Consider the following 22,214-nt stretch of genomic DNA (forward strand, 5'->3'; position numbering starts at 1 on the left):
CAATTTAGTCCCCGCGGCTCGCTTCGCTAGCGGCCGCCAGCAGCGCGTCGCCGCGGGCGAGCAGGGTCTCCCAGGGTGTGCCGCGCAGCCGACCGCGATCGATGGGAGAGGACGCCAGCGAAAGGACTGGCGCGAGGGATGGGGCGGTGAGGACGACGTCGGCTCCCGCCGCCACCAGGGGGCGGTGCGCGACCCCCATGAAGGCGGCGAAGCAGTCCACCACGGGGCGGGTTTCGAGGTCGGTGGAGCCGTCGCCCACCATGAGGATTGGACGCGGGAGGCGCCAGGCCGCGATCACGTCCGGCTTCCCACCGCTGCGCGCCAGCGGCGAGTCGCGCTCATAGTCGAGATAACGGCCCTCGCCGTCGAAATCGATCCCCACGGCCGCGACGTGCTCCCGGGCGAGCCCCAGCTCCGCGGCCAGGGCTTCCACCGGGGGGCGCAGCCCGCCCGAGACGATCCGCACCTCCTTGCCCAGCCAGCGCAGCGCGGCGACGGTCTCCCGGGCGTCCTCGACCAGCGATTTCCGGTAGATGCCGGAGATCCGCTCGAGCTCTTCCCGGGTCGGGTCGATGAGAGCGAGGCGCCTGCCGTACACCTCCTCGAGCGCCATCGCCCCTTCCATCGCCAGATCGGTCATCCGGCGGACCTCATCGATCCGATCGCCCGCCAGCTCGTCGATCCCCTCGACGGAGACCAGAGTCGAATCGCAGTCGAAGACGACGGAGGCGAAGCCGCGCCGTGGCCTCGCCTCCTCCGCCGTGGTCGTCACAGCGCCTTCTCGAGGCGGTTCACCGCGTCGCGCAGCGTGTCCTCGGAGTAGGCGAAGGACATCCGGAAGTAGCGATCGTCGCCGAAGGCGATTCCCGGGACCACCCCGACGCCGTACTCGTTCAGCAACCGCTCGCAGAACTGCACCGATCCCTCACCCGGTCGGGCGAAGCGCTCGCCGCTGACCCAGAAGTAGAAGGCGCCGTCCGGCTCGAGCACCGAGACGCCGGGCAGTCGGGTGGCAAACAGGTCGAGGACGAGGTCACGGCGCGACTGGAAGGCGGCCCGCATCTGTTCCACCGCCTGGTCGACCTCGGCGCCGGCCTCGTACGCGGCCAGGGCGGCGTACTGCGCCGGGGTCGAAGCGTTGGAGGTGGTCTGGCTCTGCAGGGCGCTCAACTTCTCCGCCACCTCGGGGGAAGTGTAGGAGAACCCGATGCGCCATCCGGTCATGGCGAAAGCCTTCGAGGTGCCGTCGAGCAGGATAGCCTTCTCGGTGAGCTCGGCGGGAAGGTCGAAGATGCCCGGTGCGATCGCGCCCTTGAAGTAGATTCGGCGGTAGATCTCGTCGGAGATGATCCACACGTCGCGCTCCCGCGCCCACTCCGCGATCGCACGAAGCTCCTCGAGCGTGTAGGTCGCGCCCGTGGGATTACAGGGAGAATTGAGCAGGATTGCCCGGGTCGAGGGGCCGGCGGCCGCTTCCAGGCGAGCCGGGTCGACCTTGTAGTCGTTCTCCGGGTCGCCGTCCACGATGACCGGCTCGGCGCGGGCGAGCTGCACCAGCTCCGGATAGGAGGTCCAGTACGGCTTCGGGATCAGGACGGAGTCCCCTGGCCCGAAGAGCGAGAAGAGCACGTTGAACAGCGCTTGCTTGACGCCGGCGCTGACCACCACGCCGCGGGGGTCGAACCTGGCGCCCGAGGCCGCGAACCGTTCGATGTCTCGGGCGATGGCGGCCCGTAGCACGGGGATCCCGGGCGCGGGCGTGTATCGCGTCTGCCCTTCGCGGATCGCCTTCACCCCCGCTTCGGCGATGATCGAGGGGGTGTTGAAGTCGGGTTCACCGGCGCAGAGGTTCAGCACGTCCCGGCCCTCCGCGATGAGCTGCTTCACACGCGAGGAGACCGCGATGGTCGCGGACGGCTGCAACGCGGCGATATTGGACGAGAACTGCGTCATGAGTCTCCACCTGGAGCGGTTGTTTCAAAGCTCCGCGCCCCCTCCATGGCAGGCATGGCAGGCACGGCCAACGTGAACACGGAACCCTCGCCCGGCACGGAACGAAGGCGGATCTCTCCCCCGAGGCGATGGGCGAGGCCTTGGGAGAGGGCGAGGCCGAGCCCGGTGCCACCAAAGCGACGGGTGGCGGAGCCGTCCACCTGTCGGAACTCGTCGAAGATCGTCGCCTGATCCTCAGACGCGATCCCGATGCCGGTATCCTCCACCCTCCACAACACGAAGCCCGGCGGGTGGCGTGTTATCCCGTCCGGCTCCTCGACCTCCACGCGCAGGCGGATCGATCCGCGCGGCGTGAACTTGACCGCGTTGGAGAGCAGGTTCTGCAGGATGCGCAGGACGATCCCCGGATCGGTGCGAACCGGAATGTGCGCGGCGGTGCTCTCGATCGAAAGCTGCACCCCGGAGGCGGGCGGCCGCACGGCGGCCAGCGCCGCGCGTGCCAGGGCGTTCGCCTCGCAGAGCTCGAGCTCGACCGCGGTAGCGCCGCCTTTCAGGTGGCTCAGGTCGAGCAGGTCGTCGATGAGCGACATCAGGTTCTGCCCGGCCGCCTCGATCTTGGCGACCGCGTCCAGCGCTTCCTGGTGCAGCTCACCCGAGAGTCCCTCGCGCAGGAGATACGCATACCCCAGGATCGCCGTCAATGGGGTGCGCAGCTCGTGCGAGATGTTCGCCAGGAACTCGTTCTTCAGTCGGCGTGCCTCGGTGGCTTCGCGCCAGCGCGCCTCGAGGGCGAAGTTCTGCTCGCGAAGCTGCTCGTTGGCCCGCTCCAGGTCGTCGATGAGGTGCGCCTTCTCGGCCGTCGCGGCGAGCTGATCGGCGACCAGCCGCAGGAAGCTCCGGTCCGCCTCGTCGAAGTCGAGCGGCTCGGTAAAGTAGAAGGTGAGCGCCCCCATCGGCTTGGCCTGCGGCGAGAGCGGCACCGAGACCGAAGAGATGAAGCCCAGCTCGCGTGCCGCCTCCCACCAATCCTCGAGCGCCGGATCCGCGAAGACCTCCGGTGCCTCCACCAGCTCGTTCTGCTGCACCGCGCGCCCGGTGGGACCGTTGCCCACTCGCACGCGCAGCGCGCTCAGATGGCCAGCGTACGCTTGCGGCCAGTTATAGGCGGCGACGACGCGAAGCAGTTCGGGGTCACGATCGCGCAGAAATACGCACCCGAATGCCGCGCCGACGAGTGGTGCAACTCGGCCCAGCGCAAGGCGATAGACCTCTCCGGGCCGACGTGCGGTCAGGAAGGCGTGGGCAATGTCGCGGGCGGCTTGGAGCTCCCGTCCGGGCGTGTCGATAGGGAGGCAAGACCTAGGAGACACCTTGGGTTTCTGGCCGAATTCTCTCTTGACGGACTCGCACGCCCGTTCTACTGTTTGTGGCAGACGGCGTCTGCCGTTGTGTTTCCTGTAGTTCCCCCACCTTCACACAGGAGCCCGCGGTGAACAAATCGGAACTCACTCAGAAGCTGGCCGAGCGGACGGATCTTAGCAAGGCCGAGGCACAGAAGGCTGTGGACGCCATCTTTAGTGCCAACGGCGGGATTATCGCTGAGGCGCTCAAGGCCGGCGACAAGGTGCAGATCACCGGTTTCGGGAGCTTTGAAACCCGCAAGCGCGAGGCTCGGACGGGGCGGAACCCCCGCACGGGGAAGGAGATCAAGATCGGCGCCTCCACCAGCGCGGCTTTCCGTGCCGGTAAGGGGCTGAAGGACGCGATCAGCTGAGCCGATCGCCCCCAGTTCGAAATCCTGGAGCCACGACGGCAACGTCGTGGCTCTTTCTCTATCCGGGAGCCGGCGCATGTCGAGAAGAAGGGGTAGGCGCGCCGCAGCCATGCGAGGATCGCTCCTGCCCACGCTCGACCTGCACGGTGAGACGGCGGAGAGCGCGCGGCGAATCACCATCCGCTGGCTCGAGGAGCAGCGATCCGAGGGCGAGCGAGTGGTCCTCGTCGTCACCGGCCGCGGGAAGCACTCGCTGGCGGGTCCCGTTCTGCGCGAGGAGATCGGCGCCCTGTTGCGGGAGCGGACGGGAGGGATGGTGATGCGGTTCGAAGAGGAGGCAGGCGGCGGCGCCTTCCGGGTCGAGCTGCGCGCCTCCACTACCGTTCCACCGCGAGCGCCGCCCCCGGTGCCGCAGGCGAGCCCCGAGCTGCGCAGGCAGGCAGAGGAGGCGCTCGCGGAGCTGGGCGTCGCGCCGACGCCCGAACTTCTCGCCGCCGAGATCCGTCGGCTCCGGGAAGAGCGCAAACGTCGCTCGTGATCCGCTACTCCCCTCGCGGCGGGCGGCGCGTCGCGCGTCTCTGGAATGCGGGTCGCGCGCCCTGTCCCGTGCCGCGCCGGGAACGGTCCGCGCCCCGGTCGTAGTCCACCCGCACGCTGCGGCCTTTCAAGGTGATTCCGTTGACCGCCTGGATGACGCGGTCGGCGACGTCCGCCTCCACCTCGACGATGGAGAAGGTGTCGCGGATCTCGATCTTGCCGATCTGCGAGCCGCGAATGTTGGCCTCACCGGCCAGTGCGCCCACCAGGTCGCCGGGACGTACATCGTCGCGGCTTCCCACGCCGACATACAGCCTCGCCCACAGCGCCGGCGGCTTCACCGCTCCGGCCGGTCGCTCCGTGCTGGCTGCAGGGGGGGGCGGGGCGGTCGCTGCCGGCACGGCGGCTATCGAAGGCGTCGCTGCCGGGGACTCGGCGACCGGCCCCTTGCGTCGCAACAAGGCCGTGGCCGCGGCCGCCACCTCGTGCGCCGTGTACTGCTCCAGCAACGGCTCCAGGACCAGGAGCTGAGCGGTGAGGTCCTCTTCCCGCAGGGCGCGCCGTAGCTGATCGCGGAAGGCCGCCAGCTCACCAGCGACACCGCTCTCCGGGGGCAGGGGCAATGGTCTGACGCGCAGGCGCGCCTGGCGCGCGATCTCCTGCAAGTGCGTCAGCTCGTGTGGCTCCACCAGAACCACCGCGTCGTCATCACCCCGGTGGCGGGCGAGCAGCGTCTCCGCGTCGTGCGGCACCTCGAAGCTGATCGTCTGCCCCAGGTCGCCGTCGGCCTCCTCGAGCAGCTCCGCCCGCGTGGTGGTGGTCGAGGCGAGCGCCACGTCGGTATCCGGGTCGTCGATGGCACCGACCACGAAGCCGCGAACGGAGAGCTGCTCAGCGAGTAGCGCCGCGCGCTCGTCGCTACCCAGGAAGAGGATCGGGGGAGCGCCGCGCTCTTCCGAGCTGGCGAGCTGACGGGCGAGCACCTCCAGCTTCCGGGAGGCGGGAAGCACCACGTAGCCGATCTGCCCCTGCAGCGGAGCTCCCGCCCCTTCTTCGGCAACAGCGGGCTCCGCCGGGTACCGGATCGCGCGCTTCACTCGCCGGGCGATGAGGTCCTCCACCTCTTCGGTCAGGACGCTGGAGACAACGATCCGCTGAGCGTCACGCGGGACGAGGTCGAGCAGCGAGTCGACCGTCTCCCACTCTCCCAGCGTCGCGATGGCCGAGGCGGCGTCGATGACCACCGCCTCCACGCGCTCGAGTTTGAGACGTGACGCGCTCACCGCATCCATGACGTCGCTTGCGGTGCCCGCAAGCACCTCCGCCGCCTCCACAGACGTGCCCCACGCCCCTCCCGACACCGAGATCCCCAGCCCGACGGACTGGGCGTAGGGTGCCAGCGACAGCGCCACGCGCTCGGCGAACTCCCGCGTCGGGGTCAGAATGAGCATGCGCAGCAGGGATTCGCTTTGGGCGGCATCGCCCGCATCCGCCCGCAGACGGTCGAGTACGCCGAGGCCGTAGGCCAACGTCTTGCCCGAGCCGCTGCTCGCACGGGCGACGAGATTTCCTCCGCGCCGGAGGGTGGGGATGACCGCCGCCTGAAGCGCGGTCGGACGCTCGATCTCCTCGTCCTCCAGGGTGCGAAGGAGCTCGGAGCGCAGGCCGATATCTTCGAACGAGGGCATGACGCCTCTGGATGCTGCGAGAGTCCAGGGTTGAAGCAAGCGCGAAATATAACCACCGGGCGCAAATTGTCTGCCCCGCCGCGGGAAATTTCGAATTATGAATCGGCGGAGGAAGTACGAAGTACGAATTACGGCTTACGAAATTCTACGCGACGGGCGTAGGAACCGCATGGACCACAGGATTACGACGGGCGCACTGAGGGCACAGAAGAAATCCACAATTTCTCCGCGTACTTTCTCCTTTTTTTACTTTCAAAACCTGACTGTCGGAGAAAAGGGGGGAGGGTGTTCCTCTGTGCCCTCCGCGCTAACCCTCCGCTGGCCTCTGCGGTCTTCCGTAATTCGTAATTCGTAATTCGTAATTACCAATTCGCCGCGCAGCGGCGGCATCAGTCTCCCGGCTGGTAGGGGAGCTGATTCAGCAGGTGGCGCACGGCCATGTCGATCTTGGAGGTGCGCAGCTGGTCGGTGCGGGCGATGACGTCGGTCATGGGGCCGTGGCGGTGGGTTTCGAGGGTGACGACCCCCTCGCGACCGGCGTAGGTGACGGTGTGGCGGGATTCCCGGCTCCGGCGCAGGCCGGCTCGCTCGGCGAGGATCTGGTCGGCCAGGGCGAGAATCTCCCCGGCGGAAAGGGCGGTATAGCGCTGATAGTCGGACATGATCTCGGATTCGGTATCGGGTGCGCATCCCGCTCCCGGTGCCCCCCGGGCTGCGGCGCGGGCGGCGAAACGTTAGCCCTCGCGCAGCGCCGCGTCCAGTGCCGCCATCCCCCGTGCTCCCTGGAGGATGCGGGCGTCCCGGCCGTCGCCGACGAAGAGGGTTGGGGTCGCGGTCACACGCAGCCGCCGCGCCAGAGCCATGTCCGCCTCGACCGTCGCAGCGTGCTCGTCGATGTCGAGTGAGATCTTAACGTCGGTCGGGTCGATTCCGAGGTCGCCCGCGAGCCCCATCAACACATCGATCCGCCCGATGTCCGCGCCCTCGGCCCAGTAGGCGCGGTAGATGGAGCGACGCATCTGGTCGCGGATGCCGCGCGATTCGGCGAAGCGCGAAGCCTCCTGTGCTTTCCGGGTACGTGGACGGAAGGGAGGGGGGTTGAGAGGCAGCCCGAGCTCGGCGGCGATCTCCTTTACCGCGGCCAGCTCGTCGGTCCTGTGCGCGGGTCGTGGGAGCGGCTCCGGGGCGGGATACAGCTCGTACGCCCGCGGCCGCAGATCCAGCCGATGCGCCGGCGCGAGGGCGTGCAGCGCCGCCTCGGTCACGTAGCTGAAGGGGCAGGTAAAGTCCACGAAGAAGGTGATGGGCAACGAATCCGACCTCAACCGACCACCTCCAGCGTGCGCCGGACCACCACCGGCTCCCGCCCGGGCGCCAGCACCGAGACCTCGAGGTCGTACTGCCCTGGCTTCACCTCCTCCGGGATACGCAGCACCAGCGAGCGCGGTAGCGTCTCGCCGACATAGCCGCTCTCCCCCCAGACGATGCGGATCGGTTCGATCCGATCCACCACTCCCGCCCGCTCCGCGAGACGTCTCAGCCAACCCGCGTCGGCATCCAGCAGCCGCAACGAGATCTCCAGCCGCTCCGGCCACTCCACCGCCGGGCTGTAGATCTCCCAGTAGATCCCGATCCGCTCGCCCGCGCGCACCCGCAATGATCCGCGTGCCCGCCGGATCGCTTCCTCCCGGGACTCGGGCACCGAGTCGGCCTCCGCGCTCAGGATGAGAAGGTCCGAGGCGGAGAGCAGGCCCGGCAGCAGCGGCGGGATTCCCAGGCCGAAACGGGCCCGGGCGGCGCGGCGCCTCTCCCGCGACAGCGTCTCGATGCTGACGAGCGCCGGCCGTTGCGGAGTGGAAAGCGTCAGGACGGCCTCCCGGCCCGCGCTGGGATCGCGGGTCACCAGCGGCTCGCCGGGCACGCTCAGGCGTGCGGAGAGTACTGCGTCCACCGTGGCTCCGCCGGGAAAAGAGTCCTCGGGAAGGCTATATGCCACCACGACCCGGGCCGAATCTCGGTCGCGGAACACGGCAACCTGGTACTCCAGCGGATCGATCCAGCGGAGCCGCTCCCGGCCCTGTGGCAGGGGATAGCTCGCCCGCGCCCGCCGGTCCTCGTCGTTCCAGACTCCGGCCAGGGGGTCGAACTCACCCACCAGGAGCTCCGGGGGAGGCACCAGGTCGATATCCGCGTCGGGGTAGTGAGTCAGCAGGGAAAGCTCCGCGGAATGCAGCTGGAAGGGGCGGCGGATGCGCTCCCAGCCGCTCGGCGCGCCGAAGCGCAGCAGGATCTCGCGCAGGTCCTTGCTCCAGGAGAGGTTCTCGGTGGTCTCGGAATCATCCTGCAGCTCTACCAACAGATTGCGGGAAAAGTGCTCCGAGCGGAGCTCGTTCCCGGGAGTCTGCAGGAGCGGATCGGCGAGAATCCAGAAACGGGTCTCGAACTCCTGCTTCTCCTCGTCGTTCAGACGCCGGTACACGCGGAGGGGGCGTCTATCCAGGATCTGGCTGAGGTCGGTCCACTCTTCCCGTTTCTCCTCCGGCATCGCGCGGAGCATGCGCGCGAAGGCGGCATCCGCCGCTCCCGAGTCACCGGCCTGGTGCGCAGCGAAACCTCGCACCGCCTCGCACCACCACCGCTCTCCCCGGCAGAGGTCGGCGGCGGTGCGCGCCGCGTCGAAGCGACCGACCTCCGCCAGGTATCGTACCAGCTGAGCGACCACCCAGCCATCCCCCGGGATTGCCGTCGCGGCGTCGGTGAGCTGGTCCAGTAGGCGCCAGCGTGCGTTCGCTACCCCCGTCGGCTCCTCCGGCGGCACCCATTCGGGGGCGTCCTCCTCCGAGTAGGTCAGGCAGAAGCGTCCGATCCGCTCGTCGCACTCGCCCCGGCCCCCACCCCAAGCCCATGGCAGGTTATGTCGCCGCAGCCGCTCGAACGCGGCTTGGCGGGAGCGCGCGGAGCGGTGGAGACGGATCGAGTCTTCCCGGCTGGTGGGGGAAGCGGGGATCGATACCTCCCGCATCTCCGATGCGACCACCGCCTGCGCCATGGCGGCAGGAGCCAGTGTGGCGGACAATGGCGCGACGGGCAGGAACGCCAGCGTCGGGAGCAGACGGTTCATGGGGACCTCACCGCAATCGGGCGAGCGTGTTACCGACAACGGCTCAGGACCAGCAGGCGAGCGGAACGTCCAGCGGCTGCGCGGTGGACGGGAAGGAGAAATGCCACCACTCGAGGGGATAGTTCTCCCACCCCTCGGCTTCCATTTCGCGCACCAGCGTCATCCGGTTGGCGAGCACTTCCCCTGACGACGCGGCAGTGTGGGCTTCCGGGGTAAACTCGTCATAACCCGTGCCCATATCGAGCTCGGCTCCGCTCTCCAGGCTCACCAGCGTCAGGTCGACCGTGTTCCCGCGGTTGTGACCGCTTTCAGGGGCGACGTAGCCCTCCTCGACTACCCAATCATTCGACGTGCGTCGCGCCCACTGCACCATCGCCCGGGAGGCTCGCGCCGGTCGATAGGCGTCCCAGACCTTCAGCCCCAGGCCCTGGGCCCTCAGGCGCGCCGCCACTCGCTCCAGGGCGCGCGCTGCGTCGGGTCGAAGCAGCGCGACCGGCTCCTCGTAGCCGGGGAGCGGAGCTCCGGTGAAGTTTTCGGCGGTAGCGTACCTGACCTCCGTGATCGGTGCGGGATTCAGGGTCTCCAGGTTTATCAGGTGCGGAAGCGTCCGTGGACAGCCGTTCGAGATCGTCCGTCCGGGGGCGCAGGCCGCCAGCAGCGTGAGCACCAGGGTGGCGGCGACGGGAGGCCGCCGCCGGCCCTCAGAAAGCCAGTACATCGCCGTCGTGGCCGAGCTGTATCGCTGGATAGTGCCTCCGCGCGGCGTCCAGGTCCATGGTGTCGGCATCGGGAGGCAGGTGGACCAGGACTAGCCGCTCCACCCCCGCCTCCCTTGCTACCCACGCCGCGTCCTCCGCGGTACTGTGTCCGGGGAAGCCTCCCGTGGCCTCGTGTACCAGGATCGCTGCCCCGCGAGCGAGGCGCGCGACCGCTTCCGAGCGCTCGGTGTCCGACGAATAGGCGACCGCCCGCCCGCTCCGCAGGTCGGTCACCCGCAGCGCAACCGAGGGCGTGCTCCCGTGCTGGGTGGGCGAGGTGGATATCGACCAGAGGTCGTTGCGCCACGACTCTGCCTCATCCTTCTCCTCCGCCACCCGCCACTCGATGCGGGGCAGGCCCTGCCATCCCTCGGTATCGAAGACCTCGAAGAGCTGTCGCGCCTGCTCCAGCGCGCGCCGAGGACCGAGAACGGGTAGATCACGACCCCGCTTCGCCAACCAGACCTTCTGAACCAGAAGGGGGAACCCGGTGATGTGGTCCGGGTGCCCGTGGGTGAGAACCACGAGATCGATCCGACCCGGGTCGAGCCCGACGGTGAGCATCCGGTGGATCGGATCCGCACCACAATCGACCAGGATCACCGAGCCGTCGTTCTCCAGCGCCAGCATGGTGGTGGTGCGGTCGGGGCTGGAGAGGGAGGCGCCGGTGCCGAGCAGGTGCAGTCGGGCCATGAGCGTCGAAGTGGACGGTGGGGTGGCGTGAGGCCGCGGCAGCAAGTTGGACGCCAATGTCTGCGTCTCCGCGGCTCTGAATGTGGCCTCTACCTGCTCGCTTCCAGCTCCGGCTGCCAGTTGCAGGGATGGTCCGCATCCGCCAGGATCGCGGCGGCCTTCGACTCGTAGCTACGGAACACGTTGGCCTCCACCGACTCCGGGTCGGGAGCCCGGATCTGGATCCGCTTGAACGCGTCGTGGTAGCGGGCGGAATCGGTCGGAGACCGGGCGTGATTGAGTGCAGAGTCGAGCTGAGCCAGGGCGGCGAGGCGCAGTCGTGCGTGCTGTACGAATGCCCGCTGGAAGGCGACCGGTCCCGCAGTCACTCCCAGCGACTCCAGCGTCGCCAGCTCGTCCTCGGCCTGCTGCAACAGGCGCTCCGCCGCGCACGCCTCGCTGGCGGCGAGACGGCGCGCGCGGAGCTGCTCCTCGGTTGGGCCCGAGTCGTCCGGTCTACAGGCCGCCAGACCGCCGGCGACGAGAATACCCAGAATACCGAATGTAGAAGTGCGGTTAGGCTTCATCAGGCGGAGGGTGAATCGGCCGGTCCGTTACGCATCTTCTCGAGGTCGCCGAACAGGATTCGTTCGACGAGCTCACAGAGAAGATGAATGATCGTGATGTGCCCCTCCTGGATTCGCTCAGTGGCATCGGAGGGCACCACGAGTGTGTCACTGCAGAGCGCTGCCAGTCGGCCACCGTCCCGGCCCGTCAGACCGATAGTGAAAGCACCGCGCTCGTTCGCCACCTCTACGGCGCGTACGATGTTGGGGGAATTGCCGCTGGTGCTGATTGCCAGGAGCAGGTCTTTCGGGCCGACCAGGGTCTGCACCTGGCGTGCGAAGGCCCCTTCGAAATCGTAGTCGTTGGACCAGCAGGTCAGAGTGGCGGCGTCGAGAAGGTGGTGAGCCGGCAGCCCGGGGCGGTCGCGCTTGTAGCGCGCGACCAGCTCTTCCACCAGGTGCACAGCATCACAGGCCGAACCGCCGTTGCCGCACGCGTACAGGTGTCCGCCGGCCCGGAATACGTCGGCCATGCGGTCGGCCACGCGCGCGATCGCCGGGGCCAGCTCCTGCATGGCCCGTTTGACGCGGGCAGATTCCTCGAGACCTGCCTGGACGATGGCGATCGGGTCGGTCATCCGGAACGAACCTGGGAGCGGAATGTGCTGGCGGACGGTTAAGGTACACGGGCGGGGAAGGAATGAGAAGTGCCGACGCAGGCGGCCATGCCGGGCGTCGCGGGGAGCGATCCGGGGCGCGCACTTACCGCCGCACTCCAGACTACAGGTGGGTGTGCGGCGGAGGAAGGAAGAACTGTCGACGGTGTGGTGATCGGCAGGAGCCGGACCTCGGCCAGCGCTGCCGGCTTCGAGGGCGCCGTCGCGCTGTCGGTTTTAACGCTCTGGCGAGCTGAGATGCCCTGAGTGACCTCAGTGCTCGGCGTCGATGCCGTTCTGCCGCTTGAGAATCCACCCGGCGACCAGGAAGGGCAGGAGGTTGATGCTGAGGCTGGCGAGCGCCGGGAGCATCGCCGTCCGCCCGAAGAAGAAGATCGCAACCATGATTGCCGGGAAAGTGATGAGCACGGCAGCAATCAGCATCATCTTCATGGTCGTTCTCCGAATCGGTCAGGCGACGTGCAATCGTGAGGGACGCTGGAATTCATGCGCGGATTTTACGCTTTCGCGCCATTGATAGCAAGTTACACTCCGGGGGTTCGCAGCGCCGGAAGGTGGCACGGCGGCTGCAGCCCGACGAAGCTCTTCATCACCCACACACATAATGGATTTCACGATGACGATGCGCGGAGATCTGCGGGGAAAAACGGCGATCGTGACAGGTGCGAGCAAGGGGATCGGCTACGCGCTGGCGGCGGCGCTCGCGGAGGCCGGGGCGAACGTGGTGCTCTGTGCACGCAACGCGGAGGAGCTGACCCGGGCGTGTAGCGAACTGGAGGGCAGGGGCGATGGCCGGGTGATTGGCGTGACGTGCGATATGCGCAAGCTCGAGGACGTTCGGCGGCTGGTGCAACGGGCGGTGGAGGAGTTCGATGGGGTGGACATCCTGATCAACAACGCCGGCGTTGGCATCTACGCCCCCATCGACGAGCTGTCGCCGGAGGCCTGGCACCAGGTCATCGAGACCAACCTCATGGGGCCCTACTACGCGAGCTACACCTCGATCCCGCACATGAAGCGGCGCGGAGGCGGGTGGATCATCAATATCGGCTCGCTGGCGGGCAAGCACGCCATGCCGGGAGGGAGCGCCTACAACGCGTCCAAGTTCGGGATGCTCGGCTTCTCCGAGGCAATGATGCTTGACGTGCGGCACCACGGCATCCGCGTGAGCTGCGTGATGCCGGGTAGCGTGGCCACCCACTTCAACCAGCACACGCCGAATCCGGAGGCGGATGCGTGGAAGATCCAGCCCGAGGACGTCGCCGCGATCGTGATGGACCTGCTGGCGATGCCGGAACGCACGCTTCCCTCACGCGTGGAGGTGCGACCCACACGTCCTCCCAAGAAGTAGCGATGGCGGGGCGAACGACGGCTTCACAGGGAACGAAGCCGAAAGCGGTGATCTGGGACCTCGACGGGACGCTCTGCGACGACCGCGCTCGCGCGCATTTCGTCGAGGTGGAGGCGGGGAAGCAGCGGGACTGGGAATCCTACTTCGACGCGATCGAAGAGGACCCGCCGATCGCCGCGTCGATCGCCCTGCTGCACGCGCTGCGCGCGACGGGGATCCGCATCGTCTACCTGACCGGTCGACCGGAGTACACGCGCCTGCGGACCCAGCGCTGGCTGAAGGCCAACGGGCTGGACGAGTTCGACCTGCTGCTCATGCGCCCGCACGGCGAACTGCGCCACGCGGGCGAGTTCAAGGTGGAGATGGTGCAGGAGCTGAAACAGCGCTACGATCTGATTTGCGCCTTCGAGGACCGTCTGGATGTGGCCGAGCACCTGCGGCGCGGGGGAGTGCCGGTGTTTGTGTACGGCGCGGGAGGGGCGGGGTGGTCGGTTGAATGAGGTGACGGGGTGACGGGGTGACAAGGGGACAAGAAGACAAGGAGCGGGCGAGGGGTTTCCGCCCTCCGAGGCAGGTCAAATCAAGAGGCCGGGATCGACCTAGATGCCGGCCTCGTCGTTCACCCGTACACCCGCACTCCTTGTCTCCTTGTCTCCTTGTCTTTATCTGCGGTTCACCCCCCCACCACCCCGTTCACCTTGCCACCTTGTCACCCCTCACCCCGCCCCGCCGCCCGGAATCCCCGGCTCGGTCATCTCCCGCACGTTGAGGACCTCGTCGAGCTGGTCATCCGGGAGAAGGCCGCGGCGCTGCACGACGGTGCGCACCGATTCGAAGTTGCGAGCGGCTTCCTTGGCGACCTCGGCCGCGGCGTCGTAGCCGATGTAGGCGTTCAGCGCGGTCGCGATCGACGGGTTGCGCTCCAGGAGCTCCTGGCAGCGCTCGCGGTTGGCCCGGATTCCCTCCACGCAGCGAGTACGGAAGGCCTCGACCGCTCCGGCCAGAATGGAGATCGATTGCAGCAGCGCGTGAGCCATCACTGGCATCATCACGTTGAGCTCGAAGTTCCCATTCTGCCCGGCGACCGTGACCGTCACGTGATTCCCCATCACCTGCGCACAGACCATCATCAGCGCTTCGCTCATCACCGGGTTCACCTTCCCCGGCATGATCGATGAGCCCGGCTGCACCGCTGGAAGTTGGATCTCGTACAGCCCGGAGGTCGGCCCGCTGCCGAGCCAGCGGATGTCGTTGGCGATCTTGAACAGCGAGGCGGCGACGGTGTTCAGTGTGCCCGAGACGAAGACGCAGGCATCCTTCGCTCCCTGCGCCTCGAAGTGGTTAGCGGCCTCGCGGAATTCGAGCCCGGTCAGACGGGAGATGCGCTCGATGGTCCGCTGCGGGAACTCGGGCAGGCGGTTGGTGCCGGTCCCCACGGCGGTGCCGCCGAGCGCGAGCTCCGCAAGGTCCTCCGCAGCCGTCCGCACGCGCCGGATACCGTGCTCGAGCTGCGCCGCATAGCCCCCGAACTCCTGCCCCAGCCGAACCGGGGTCGCGTCCATGAGATGAGTGCGCCCGCTCTTGATCACGTCGTCGAACTCGAGTGCCTTGGCCGCCAGCGCCTCGCGCAGGTTGTCCAGCGCGGGAAGCAGGTCCTCGTGGATGGCGACTCGCGCCGCCACATGCATGGCGGTGGGGATCACGTCGTTCGAGCTCTGACCCAGGTTCACGTGGTCGTTGGGATGGACCACCCGGGAGCCCACCTCCTCGCCGAGGATCTGGGCCGCCCGATTGGCGATCACCTCGTTGGCGTTCATGTTGGTCGAGGTGCCGCTTCCGGTCTGGAAGATGTCCAGCACGAACTGGTGGTCCCAACGTCCTTCGATCACCTCGCCGGCGGCCGCGACCACCGCCTCTCCGATGCGACGATCGAGCAGCCCGAGCTCCAGGTTGGCCTCGGCTGCCGCCTTCTTGATCGTACCCAACGCCGCAATGAAGCGGCGCGGGAAGCGGATGCCGCTGATGGGGAAGTTCTCGACCGCGCGCTGGGTCTGCGCCGCGTAGAGGGCATCTGCCGGCACCTGCATTTCACCGAGCGAATCGCGCTCGACGCGAAAACCCGCCTTGCTCACCATGGGATGCTATGGGAATCGGGAAGTGAATCCTTGCGCTTCAAGACCGGGCGAGGCCTCTCCATTGGCTCGCCCCTTCGTCGCCCGGAAGATGTCCCACCGGCTACCGAGGCGCAATCAGGACACCCGGTCTGCTTCCCGCCGCTCCAGCAGCGCGTATACGGGCATCTGAGTCCCGGAGGAGGTTTCGATGATGCCGCGGGTCTCGAACTCGAAGGCTCCATGCAGAGCGGCGTACGCCGCGGGTGAGACGTGCACAGTGCCGGTCTCACCCTGCGCGGCGAGCTCCCGCGCGACTTCCGGAGCCTCTCCCCAGAGGCCGAACGCAAACCGGTCGGTTTCGATCAGGCTCGCCACCGCGGGCCCCACGTGTATGCCGATGCCGACGCGGATCGCCTCGACATCCGCGGCCCGAGCCACCCCCTCCTCGCGCAGCCTCAACGCCAGTTCCCCGATCGCCACTGCGTCCGGTTCGTCCGCGGGGTCCGCCGGAGCGCTGGTCGCGACCAGTGCGGCCCCGCCCTCCCACCGCAGCTCCACCGGCAGGTCCTGGGCGCACGCCTCGAAGGCCTCCATCGTGCCGAGCAGCCACTCCGCCAGGGCCGTGTCACCCTGTCGGGTGGCGTAGGTGGAGAGCCCCTGCAGGACGACGATCACGACGGCAAGGCTGTCCTGACTCTCCACCAGGGCGCCGCGGCCGGCGCGCAGGCGGGGTGTGAAGCGGTCGGGAACCAGACTGCGGGCGAGCCGCTCCGCCCACGCGCTCTCCTCTTCCAGCTCCTGCCGCGCCCGCCGCTGCTGCGCCCGCAGGCGGTACAGATCGAGGGTGGCGGAGAGTCGGGCCTGGAGCAGTACGGGATCGAACGGCTTGATGAGGTAGTCGACCGCCCCCTGCTCGATGCACCGCACCACCCCTTCGATCTCGTCCATCGCTGAGGTCATGATCACCGGGACCTCCGTCGTCGCGCGATCCCGCTGCATCTGCGTCAGCACACCGATCCCGTCCAGGCCGGGCATCAGGACGTCCAGGAGGACGAGGTCAAAGTCCTGCCGTCGAAGCAGCTCGAGGGCCGTGTTCCCGTCCTCCGCCAGCGCCACGCTGAAGCCCTGCCGTGCGAGCTGCCGGGAGAGGAGGTCCCGGTTCGTCGGGTTGTCGTCGACGACCAGGATGTGGCCATGCAACGGCGGCGCGTTCTCCTCCACGGCTCCGCCGCGCGGCAGCCCGGCAATGACCCGCGCCGCCAGCTCACGGGTGAGCCCCGCCGCGGACTGATCGATTCCGACGGCGGGGCCGTTCAGCTCGGATAACACCAGCGTCCGCAACCGCCCCGCCGCCTCCGCGATCCGGTCGACGTCGGCGAGGGTGTCCGCGTCGGCATCCTGCAAGGCCGTCCGGGCTTCGGCGCAGAGCTCGCCGAGGCGCGCGGTGGACTCGTCCATCTCCTCGCGTATGCGCCGGCGCATCGCGGCGAGCACATCGTCGGTCAGCTCCGTTTCGCCCGCGTCGGGGCGGAGGATCTCGTTCACCAGGAGCAGGCTGCGCTGACCGGCGGTGAGGATTGCCCGGACTGGTGCCTCCCGCTCCGGCGGCAGGTCCTCCAGCAGGAGCTCGCTGTAGCCGATCACCGCGTTGAGGGGCGTGCGGAGCTCGTGTCGCAGGGTGGCGAGCAGTGCGCGGCGGAGGTCCTCGGGCGTGGGTTGGAGGTCGGCAGGTGGAGGGCTGCTCGGAGCGGCGGCCGGACGCGCGGCCTCCCTGCGCGGCGGCGCACGCCGGGGGAGCTGACGCGCGATCGCCGCCGCCGGCGGGGTGTTCGCACGCAGTGCCGGAGGATTCTCCGCATCGGAGCCGGTTCGCTTGACGCCCTCGGGGCTGAGGTCGTAGGCCCACGCCAGGATCATTGCCAGCGGAAAGCCCACGAGCGCGATGAGGACGACGAAGGAGTCGGTCCACGTGGGCAGGGCCAGCGCCTCCTCGGCCGCGGCCGAGACCTCCACCATCAGCCAGGCCACCACGCCGTACGCGACGGCGACGCGAGTCACCCGTCGCCGGCGGAGCTCACGCGCGAAATCTCGGACCGAAGCGATGAAGCTCATCTCGCCGTCAGTCGTGTGGGGGTGCGGGTTGCCGGCCCGGCCGGTTGCGCCATGGTCGCGCGGGGTGCCCTGGTGAGGACCCGGGAAATCGGACGTTCAGGAGGGGAGGAGGGAGCGGATCTTGGTGACCAGGCGGGGGAGATCGATCGGCTTGGTATCGAAGTCGTCGCACCCTGCCTGGCGCGCGAGCTCCTCGTCTCCCGACATCGCGTGCGCCGTGAGGGCCACCACCGGGATGTTGCGCGTCGCCTCGTCGGATTTCAGCGCGCGCGTCGCCTCCCATCCGCTCAGCACGGGGAGGCTCATGTCCATCAGGATGACATCCGGACGCCAATCCCGTGCGAGCTGGAGGCCCAGTTGCCCATCGTGGGCGACCGCGACCTCGAAGCCCTGTCGCTGCAGTCGCCGCGACAGCATGTCCCGGTTCAGCTCGTTGTCCTCGACGAGCAGGATCCTCGGCATCCGTTCTCGAGCTGGTGGCTGGTTCTGCATGGTCGGGACGCTGGGGATCGGCAGCGAGGAGGCGTGACGCAGCAGCTCGAGAGGTGGAACCGCCGCCCGAGGGATACCCGGGCGGCTTCCTGCGTGGCCGCGGCGGAGGGAAGCTCGGATTCCCGCTATCCTTCCAGCAGCATGGTCTCCGGGTCCTCGATCATCTCCTTGACCGTGACCAGGAACCGCACCGCTTCGCTGCCATCCACGATCCGGTGGTCGTAGGTCAGCGCCACGAACATCATCGGCCGGATCTCGATCTGCCCGTCGACCACTACCGGACGCTCGACGATGTTGTGCATGCCGAGGATGCCGACCTGGGGCGGGTTGAGAATGGGGGTCGAGAGCATCGACCCGTAGATCCCGCCGTTGGTGATCGTGAAGGTACCTCCCTGCAACTCCGGCAGCGTCAGCTTCCCCTCGCGCGCCCGCTTGGCCAGGTCGGCGATCTGCCTCTCGATCTCCGCGAAGCTCAGGCGATCCACGTCGCGGACCACGGGTACGACGAGCCCTTCGTCCGTGCCGACCGCGATGCCGATGTCGTAGTAGTGCTTGAGGACGATCTCGTCGCCCTGGATCTCCGCATTGAGTCGCGGGAAGCGACGCAGCGCCCCGACCACCGCCTTCGCGAAGAACGACATGAAGCCCAGCTTGACCCCGTGCTGCTTGACGAAGTTCTCCTGCCGGCGCTTGCGCAGCGAGAACACCCGCGACATGTCGATCTCGTTGAAGGTCGTCAGGCTCGCCGTGGTCTGCTGCGCTTCCACCAGGCGCCGCGCGATGGTCTGACGCCGCCGTGACATGCGCTCGCGGGTCTCCCGCTTTCCGTCCGTGGAGAGTGTGGGGGTCGGTGGGGGCGCGCTGGGCCGTGCCGGAGCCGGCTCGGCGGGCGGAGGCGGAGCGGACGGTCGCGGTTCAGTCGGCGCCGCGGGCGTGGCCTCGGCCTGTCTGCGCTCCAGCGCCTGGAGCACGTCCTCCTTGGTGACGCGGCCGTTGGGCCCCGTCCCGCTGATCGAGGCGATGTCGATGCCGTGCTCCGCTGCGATGGCGCGCGCCGCCGGTGAGGACTGCGGCGGGGTGGCGGTGGCGGCCCTCTCCTCCGTTCCGGGGGCGGCAGCGCCGCCGCCGGCCTCCGCCCTCACAGCGGCGCCCCGAGCCGCATTCACGGCGGCGTCGGGCTTTGCTTCCACGGCGTCTCCTTCGCCTGCCGCGGCGCCGGCCGAGGCACCCTCCTCGATCGTGCCTAGCACCTCGTTCAGCCCGACCGTCTCCCCCTCCTGCTTCTCGATACGGCTGAGCACACCCGAGCGCGGCGCCGCCACCTCGACCGTGATCTTGTCCGTTTCCAGCTCCACCAGGACCTCGTCTTTTTCGACCGGCTCTCCCGCCTGCTTCAACCAGGTGCCGACGGTCGCCTCGACTACGGATTCGCCCAGCGGTGGAACGCGGATCTCAACGGACATTTTCGCTTTGTAGTGACTTTGAGTGTTCTCTTAAGCTCTCTTGCGTTCGCGACGCGGTGCCGGCGCATCCTCCCAGGCGGTGGAGACGATGCGGTTCTGCTCGGCAGCGTGCTGCGTGGCGTATCCTTCTGCCGGACTGGCGCGATTGGGCCGGCCCGTGTACCGCACCTCGATGGCGTCGCCGGCGAGCTTTACCAGCTCGGAGCGAACGAAGGTCCAGGCGCCCATGTTCCGCGGCTCCTCCTGCACCCAGACGATCTCCTGCAGCGCCGGAAAGCGGTCGATCTGCGCCCGCAGTGCCGCGGCGGGGAAGGGGTACAGCTCCTCCACGCGCGTCAGAGCCACGTTGCGCGCTCCCTCGCGCGATTCGCTGGTCATCAGGTCGACGTAGACCTTGCCGGTGCAGAGCAGCAGGCGGGTGATCTCGTCCTCCCGGCCATCCACGCTGACGTCCGGCAGAACGGGCTCGAAGCGGCCGGTCGCGAGCTCCTCCAGCCGGGAAGCGGCCAGCGGGTGGCGTAGCAGACTCTTCGGGCTCATCACCACCAGCGGCCGCGGGTCGAGACGCAGCAGAGCGGCCTGCCGGCGCAGCAGGTGGAAATACTGCGCGGCGGTGGTGCAATTCACCACCCGCAGGTTGTCTTCGGCGGCGAGCTGCAGGAAGCGCTCGAGGCGGGCACTGGAATGCTCGGGGCCCTGCCCCTCGTAGCCGTGCGGCAGCAGGAACACCAGCGCGGAGCGTTGCCCCCACTTCTGGTAGGCGGCGGCCGCGAACTGATCGATGATGACCTGCGCGCCGTTGGCGAAATCACCGAACTGCGCTTCCCAGACCACCAGCACCTGCGGGTCGAAGACGGAGTAGCCGTACTCGAAGCCTACGATCGCCATCTCCGAGAGGGGCGAGTTGTGCACCTCGAACGAGGCGCGCGCCTGCGGAATCGAGCCGATCACGTCCAGCTTCTCTCCCGTTTCGGCGTCGTGCACCACCAGGTGCCGATGGCTGAAGGTGCCCCGCTCCGCATCCTGCCCCGTCAGGCGCACGGGAATCCCCTCCGCGATCAGGGAGGCGAAGGCGAGCGCCTCCGCATGCCCCCAATCGATCCCCCCGCTCTCCCCCATGGCGTCGCGCCGCCTCTCCAGCAGCCTGGCGAGGCGGGCGTTGGGGACGAAGCCTTCGGGCCGCGCCAGCATCGCCTCGTTCAACTCGATCAGACGCTCGGCGGGCACTGCCGTCTCCGGCGGTTCGATCGTACGGCGCGGCCGGATCTCCGGCGCGGCCGTGGGTGGGGTCGCATCCGACTCCTGCAACCGGCTATGGACGTGAGCGAGCTCGTCGAGCACCGACTGCAGCATCGCGTCCGCTTCCTCCTGCGATACCACCCCCTCCTCCACCAGGCGAGCCGCCCACTTCTCGCGGACCGTCGGGAGGGCGCGGATCACCTCGTACATCTTGGGCTGTGTGAAGGTCGGCTCGTCCCCCTCGTTATGCCCCCAGCGGCGATAGCCGACAAGGTCGATCACGAAATCCTTGTGGAACTGCTCCCGGTACGCGAGGGCCAGCCGCGCCACCGCCAGGCAGGCTTCCGGATCGTCGGCGTTGACGTGGACGATCGGCAACTCGAAGCCCTTCGCCAGGTCGCTGGCATAGCGAGTGGAGCGGGCCTGGGCAGGCGGGGTGGTGAATCCGATCTGGTTGTTGACGATGATGTGCAGCGTGCCCCCCACCGTGTAGCCGGCGATGCGGGACATGTTGAGCGTCTCCGCGACCACACCCTGGCCGGGGAAGGCTGCGTCTCCGTGGATCAGGATCGCGAGGGCGACATCGGTGTCCAGGCGCGGGGTACCCGGAGCGGTGGTGTCGTCCTGCGCCGCGCGGGTCATGCCCACCACCACCGGGTCGACGAACTCGAGGTGGCTAGGGTTGGGCGAGAGGGTGATGCGCACCTCGTTCTCGCCGATGGTGCGGGTGTCCCGCCACCCCATGTGGTATTTCACGTCGCCGGTGAGGTCGTCCTCGCTCAGCGGATGGGGTTGAGTGGCACCCGCGAAGCCCGAGATCATCAGGTCGTAGGGCTTCTCGAGCACGTGGGTGAGCACGTTGAGGCGGCCGCGGTGGGCCATACCGATCACGATGTCGCGAGCTCCCCCCTGACCCGCTCGTTCGATCACCTCGTCCAGGATGGGCACCATCATATCGGTGCCCTCGATGGAGAAGCGCTTCTGCCCGAAGAACGCCTTGTGCAGGTACTTCTCGAACCCCTCCACCTGCGAAAGGCGGCGGAGCAGCGACCGCTTCCCCTCGTCATCGAGGGGGAGGTGGTAGCGGCGGGACTCGATCGCATCACGCAGCCATTCCCGCTCGGCCGCGCCGACGATGTGATCGAACTCGTAGCCGATCGTGCCTGAATAAATGGCGCGGAGCCGTTCGATCCCCTCGAACGCGTTCCGCGCCTCGCCGGCGATGGGCCCTCCTACTCCGGAGGCGGGCAGTTGCTTCAGTATCTCTTCCGACAACCCGTGGGTGGCTGGTAGCAGCGCCGGGTCCGGGTCTGTCGGGTCCTCGAGCGGACTCAGCCGGGCGGCAGTGTGGCCGCGCGCTCGAATCGCTTCGGCAAGCTCATGCGCCCCGACGATGATCGAAACAGGTAGGGCGGTGGCAGCCGCACTTCGATCTCCCGTGGGCGCGAGCGCCGGTGCCGTGGTCAGCGCCTGCGGATCGAAATCCTGAAAGAAATCCCGCCAGGTGGAATCCACCGAGTCGGGATCGTTCCGGTAGCGCTCGTAAATATCGAGAACGTACCCCGCATTGGGGCCGTGAAAAGATCGGAGATCTGAAGTTTCGGACATGAAATGGGGTCCTTGCGTACTGACGGACGGCTTCTCCGCCGACGAGATCCTTTATTCTAACGTACCGCCGAAAAACCCGCTACGGCGAA

The 22,214-nt window shown here is 68.1% G+C and carries 21 protein-coding genes; 4 read left to right on the forward strand and 17 right to left on the reverse strand.

The window, feature by feature from the left end; all coding sequences use genetic code 11:
* Positions 1–4: 4 nt before the first annotated feature.
* From VF167_05820 to VF167_05830, 3 genes are read right to left on the reverse strand one after another with little or no spacing between them, the layout of a single operon-like run.
* Positions 5–772, reverse strand: coding sequence for an HAD-IB family phosphatase (locus tag VF167_05820; GenBank protein HEX6924924.1), 768 nt, complete (start codon positions 770–772; stop codon positions 5–7).
* A complete protein-coding gene (locus VF167_05825; protein HEX6924925.1) occupies positions 769–1,953 on the reverse strand; it encodes a pyridoxal phosphate-dependent aminotransferase in 1,185 nt (394 codons plus the stop codon). The genes VF167_05820 and VF167_05825 overlap by 4 nt, the downstream gene beginning before the upstream one ends.
* Positions 1,950–3,323 (reverse strand): GAF domain-containing sensor histidine kinase, encoded by a 1,374-nt coding sequence (locus VF167_05830; GenBank protein HEX6924926.1) that lies wholly within the window; start codon positions 3,321–3,323, stop codon positions 1,950–1,952. Before VF167_05830 ends, VF167_05825 begins: the two co-directional genes overlap by 4 nt.
* Before the next feature lie 119 nt (positions 3,324–3,442).
* On the opposite strand from VF167_05830, the gene VF167_05835 reads away from it, so the two are divergent.
* Together VF167_05835 and VF167_05840 are read left to right on the forward strand one after the other, a co-directional pair.
* Positions 3,443–3,727, forward strand: coding sequence for an HU family DNA-binding protein (locus tag VF167_05835; GenBank protein ID HEX6924927.1), 285 nt, complete (start codon positions 3,443–3,445; stop codon positions 3,725–3,727).
* A gap of 76 nt (positions 3,728–3,803) precedes the next feature.
* Positions 3,804–4,265, forward strand: a complete 462-nt coding sequence (locus VF167_05840; protein ID HEX6924928.1) for a Smr/MutS family protein — start codon at positions 3,804–3,806, stop codon at positions 4,263–4,265.
* 4 nt (positions 4,266–4,269) lie between these two features.
* Here VF167_05840 and VF167_05845 read toward each other — a convergent pair whose 3' ends face one another.
* The 9 genes from VF167_05845 to VF167_05885 all read right to left on the reverse strand — a co-directional run bounded on the left by VF167_05845 (position 4,270) and on the right by VF167_05885 (position 12,178).
* Entirely contained in the window at positions 4,270–5,952 is a 1,683-nt protein-coding gene (locus tag VF167_05845; GenBank protein HEX6924929.1) for a DEAD/DEAH box helicase, read from the reverse strand.
* A gap of 389 nt (positions 5,953–6,341) precedes the next feature.
* On the reverse strand, positions 6,342–6,614 hold the full coding sequence (locus VF167_05850) for a hypothetical protein (GenBank protein ID HEX6924930.1): 273 nt from the start codon (positions 6,612–6,614) through the stop codon (positions 6,342–6,344).
* Between the two features lie 72 nt (positions 6,615–6,686).
* The gene (locus tag VF167_05855) at positions 6,687–7,277 is read right to left on the reverse strand and encodes a DsbA family protein (protein HEX6924931.1); all 591 of its coding nucleotides are present in this window, start codon (positions 7,275–7,277) and stop codon (positions 6,687–6,689) included.
* On the reverse strand, positions 7,274–9,073 hold the full coding sequence (locus tag VF167_05860; GenBank protein ID HEX6924932.1) for a hypothetical protein: 1,800 nt from the start codon (positions 9,071–9,073) through the stop codon (positions 7,274–7,276). The genes VF167_05855 and VF167_05860 overlap by 4 nt, the downstream gene beginning before the upstream one ends.
* A 43-nt stretch (positions 9,074–9,116) precedes the next feature.
* The gene (locus VF167_05865; GenBank protein ID HEX6924933.1) at positions 9,117–9,791 is read right to left on the reverse strand and encodes a M15 family metallopeptidase; all 675 of its coding nucleotides are present in this window, start codon (positions 9,789–9,791) and stop codon (positions 9,117–9,119) included.
* A complete protein-coding gene (locus VF167_05870) occupies positions 9,775–10,524 on the reverse strand; it encodes an MBL fold metallo-hydrolase (GenBank protein HEX6924934.1) in 750 nt (249 codons plus the stop codon). The genes VF167_05865 and VF167_05870 overlap by 17 nt, the downstream gene beginning before the upstream one ends.
* A gap of 89 nt (positions 10,525–10,613) precedes the next feature.
* The gene (locus tag VF167_05875) at positions 10,614–11,090 is read right to left on the reverse strand and encodes a hypothetical protein (GenBank protein ID HEX6924935.1); all 477 of its coding nucleotides are present in this window, start codon (positions 11,088–11,090) and stop codon (positions 10,614–10,616) included.
* A complete protein-coding gene (locus VF167_05880; GenBank protein HEX6924936.1) occupies positions 11,090–11,707 on the reverse strand; it encodes an SIS domain-containing protein in 618 nt (205 codons plus the stop codon). Before VF167_05880 ends, VF167_05875 begins: the two co-directional genes overlap by 1 nt.
* 291 nt (positions 11,708–11,998) lie before the next feature.
* Positions 11,999–12,178: a hypothetical protein gene (locus VF167_05885; protein ID HEX6924937.1), complete on the reverse strand. Its 180-nt coding sequence runs from the start codon at positions 12,176–12,178 to the stop codon at positions 11,999–12,001.
* A gap of 172 nt (positions 12,179–12,350) precedes the next feature.
* On the opposite strand from VF167_05885, the gene VF167_05890 reads away from it, so the two are divergent.
* Both VF167_05890 and VF167_05895 read left to right on the forward strand, forming a co-directional pair.
* Positions 12,351–13,097 (forward strand): SDR family oxidoreductase, encoded by a 747-nt coding sequence (locus tag VF167_05890; GenBank protein HEX6924938.1) that lies wholly within the window; start codon positions 12,351–12,353, stop codon positions 13,095–13,097.
* A 2-nt stretch (positions 13,098–13,099) separates the two neighbouring features.
* Positions 13,100–13,597, forward strand: coding sequence for an HAD family acid phosphatase (locus VF167_05895; GenBank protein ID HEX6924939.1), 498 nt, complete (start codon positions 13,100–13,102; stop codon positions 13,595–13,597).
* A gap of 216 nt (positions 13,598–13,813) precedes the next feature.
* Here the strand turns inward: VF167_05895 and VF167_05900 are convergent, their stop codons facing one another.
* The 5 genes from VF167_05900 to VF167_05920 all read right to left on the reverse strand — a co-directional run bounded on the left by VF167_05900 (position 13,814) and on the right by VF167_05920 (position 22,125).
* Entirely contained in the window at positions 13,814–15,232 is a 1,419-nt protein-coding gene (locus VF167_05900) for a class II fumarate hydratase (GenBank protein ID HEX6924940.1), read from the reverse strand.
* 114 nt (positions 15,233–15,346) lie between these two features.
* Positions 15,347–17,323: a response regulator gene (locus VF167_05905; GenBank protein HEX6924941.1), complete on the reverse strand. Its 1,977-nt coding sequence runs from the start codon at positions 17,321–17,323 to the stop codon at positions 15,347–15,349.
* Between the two features lie 96 nt (positions 17,324–17,419).
* Positions 17,420–17,785, reverse strand: coding sequence for a response regulator (locus tag VF167_05910; GenBank protein HEX6924942.1), 366 nt, complete (start codon positions 17,783–17,785; stop codon positions 17,420–17,422).
* A gap of 155 nt (positions 17,786–17,940) precedes the next feature.
* A complete protein-coding gene (odhB, locus tag VF167_05915; protein ID HEX6924943.1) occupies positions 17,941–19,278 on the reverse strand; it encodes a 2-oxoglutarate dehydrogenase complex dihydrolipoyllysine-residue succinyltransferase in 1,338 nt (445 codons plus the stop codon).
* 30 nt (positions 19,279–19,308) lie between these two features.
* On the reverse strand, positions 19,309–22,125 hold the full coding sequence (locus VF167_05920; protein ID HEX6924944.1) for a 2-oxoglutarate dehydrogenase E1 component: 2,817 nt from the start codon (positions 22,123–22,125) through the stop codon (positions 19,309–19,311).
* Between the last annotated feature and the right edge of the window lie 89 nt (positions 22,126–22,214).

This window comes from Longimicrobiaceae bacterium (assembly GCA_036375715.1).
Lineage (GTDB): Bacteria > Gemmatimonadota > Gemmatimonadetes > Longimicrobiales > Longimicrobiaceae > DASVBS01.

What these genes read in the sequence shown, in the direction of transcription:
- VF167_05885 (HEX6924937.1), bottom strand. Translation starts at nt 12,178, where the DNA reads ATGAAGATGATGCTGATTGCTGCCGTGCTCATCACTTTCCCGGCAATC.
- VF167_05845 (HEX6924929.1), bottom strand. Translation starts at nt 5,952, where the DNA reads ATGCCCTCGTTCGAAGATATCGGCCTGCGCTCCGAGCTCCTTCGCACC.
- VF167_05870 (HEX6924934.1), bottom strand. Translation starts at nt 10,524, where the DNA reads ATGGCCCGACTGCACCTGCTCGGCACCGGCGCCTCCCTCTCCAGCCCC.
- VF167_05860 (HEX6924932.1), bottom strand. Translation starts at nt 9,073, where the DNA reads ATGAACCGTCTGCTCCCGACGCTGGCGTTCCTGCCCGTCGCGCCATTG.
- VF167_05875 (HEX6924935.1), bottom strand. Translation starts at nt 11,090, where the DNA reads ATGAAGCCTAACCGCACTTCTACATTCGGTATTCTGGGTATTCTCGTC.
- VF167_05905 (HEX6924941.1), bottom strand. Translation starts at nt 17,323, where the DNA reads ATGAGCTTCATCGCTTCGGTCCGAGATTTCGCGCGTGAGCTCCGCCGG.
- VF167_05920 (HEX6924944.1), bottom strand. Translation starts at nt 22,125, where the DNA reads ATGTCCGAAACTTCAGATCTCCGATCTTTTCACGGCCCCAATGCGGGG.
- odhB (HEX6924943.1), bottom strand. Translation starts at nt 19,278, where the DNA reads ATGTCCGTTGAGATCCGCGTTCCACCGCTGGGCGAATCCGTAGTCGAG.
- VF167_05900 (HEX6924940.1), bottom strand. Translation starts at nt 15,232, where the DNA reads ATGGTGAGCAAGGCGGGTTTTCGCGTCGAGCGCGATTCGCTCGGTGAA.
- VF167_05910 (HEX6924942.1), bottom strand. Translation starts at nt 17,785, where the DNA reads ATGCCGAGGATCCTGCTCGTCGAGGACAACGAGCTGAACCGGGACATG.
- VF167_05880 (HEX6924936.1), bottom strand. Translation starts at nt 11,707, where the DNA reads ATGACCGACCCGATCGCCATCGTCCAGGCAGGTCTCGAGGAATCTGCC.
- VF167_05865 (HEX6924933.1), bottom strand. Translation starts at nt 9,791, where the DNA reads ATGTACTGGCTTTCTGAGGGCCGGCGGCGGCCTCCCGTCGCCGCCACC.
- VF167_05890 (HEX6924938.1), top strand. Translation starts at nt 12,351, where the DNA reads ATGGATTTCACGATGACGATGCGCGGAGATCTGCGGGGAAAAACGGCG.
- VF167_05840 (HEX6924928.1), top strand. Translation starts at nt 3,804, where the DNA reads ATGTCGAGAAGAAGGGGTAGGCGCGCCGCAGCCATGCGAGGATCGCTC.
- VF167_05895 (HEX6924939.1), top strand. Translation starts at nt 13,100, where the DNA reads ATGGCGGGGCGAACGACGGCTTCACAGGGAACGAAGCCGAAAGCGGTG.
- VF167_05825 (HEX6924925.1), bottom strand. Translation starts at nt 1,953, where the DNA reads ATGACGCAGTTCTCGTCCAATATCGCCGCGTTGCAGCCGTCCGCGACC.
- VF167_05850 (HEX6924930.1), bottom strand. Translation starts at nt 6,614, where the DNA reads ATGTCCGACTATCAGCGCTATACCGCCCTTTCCGCCGGGGAGATTCTC.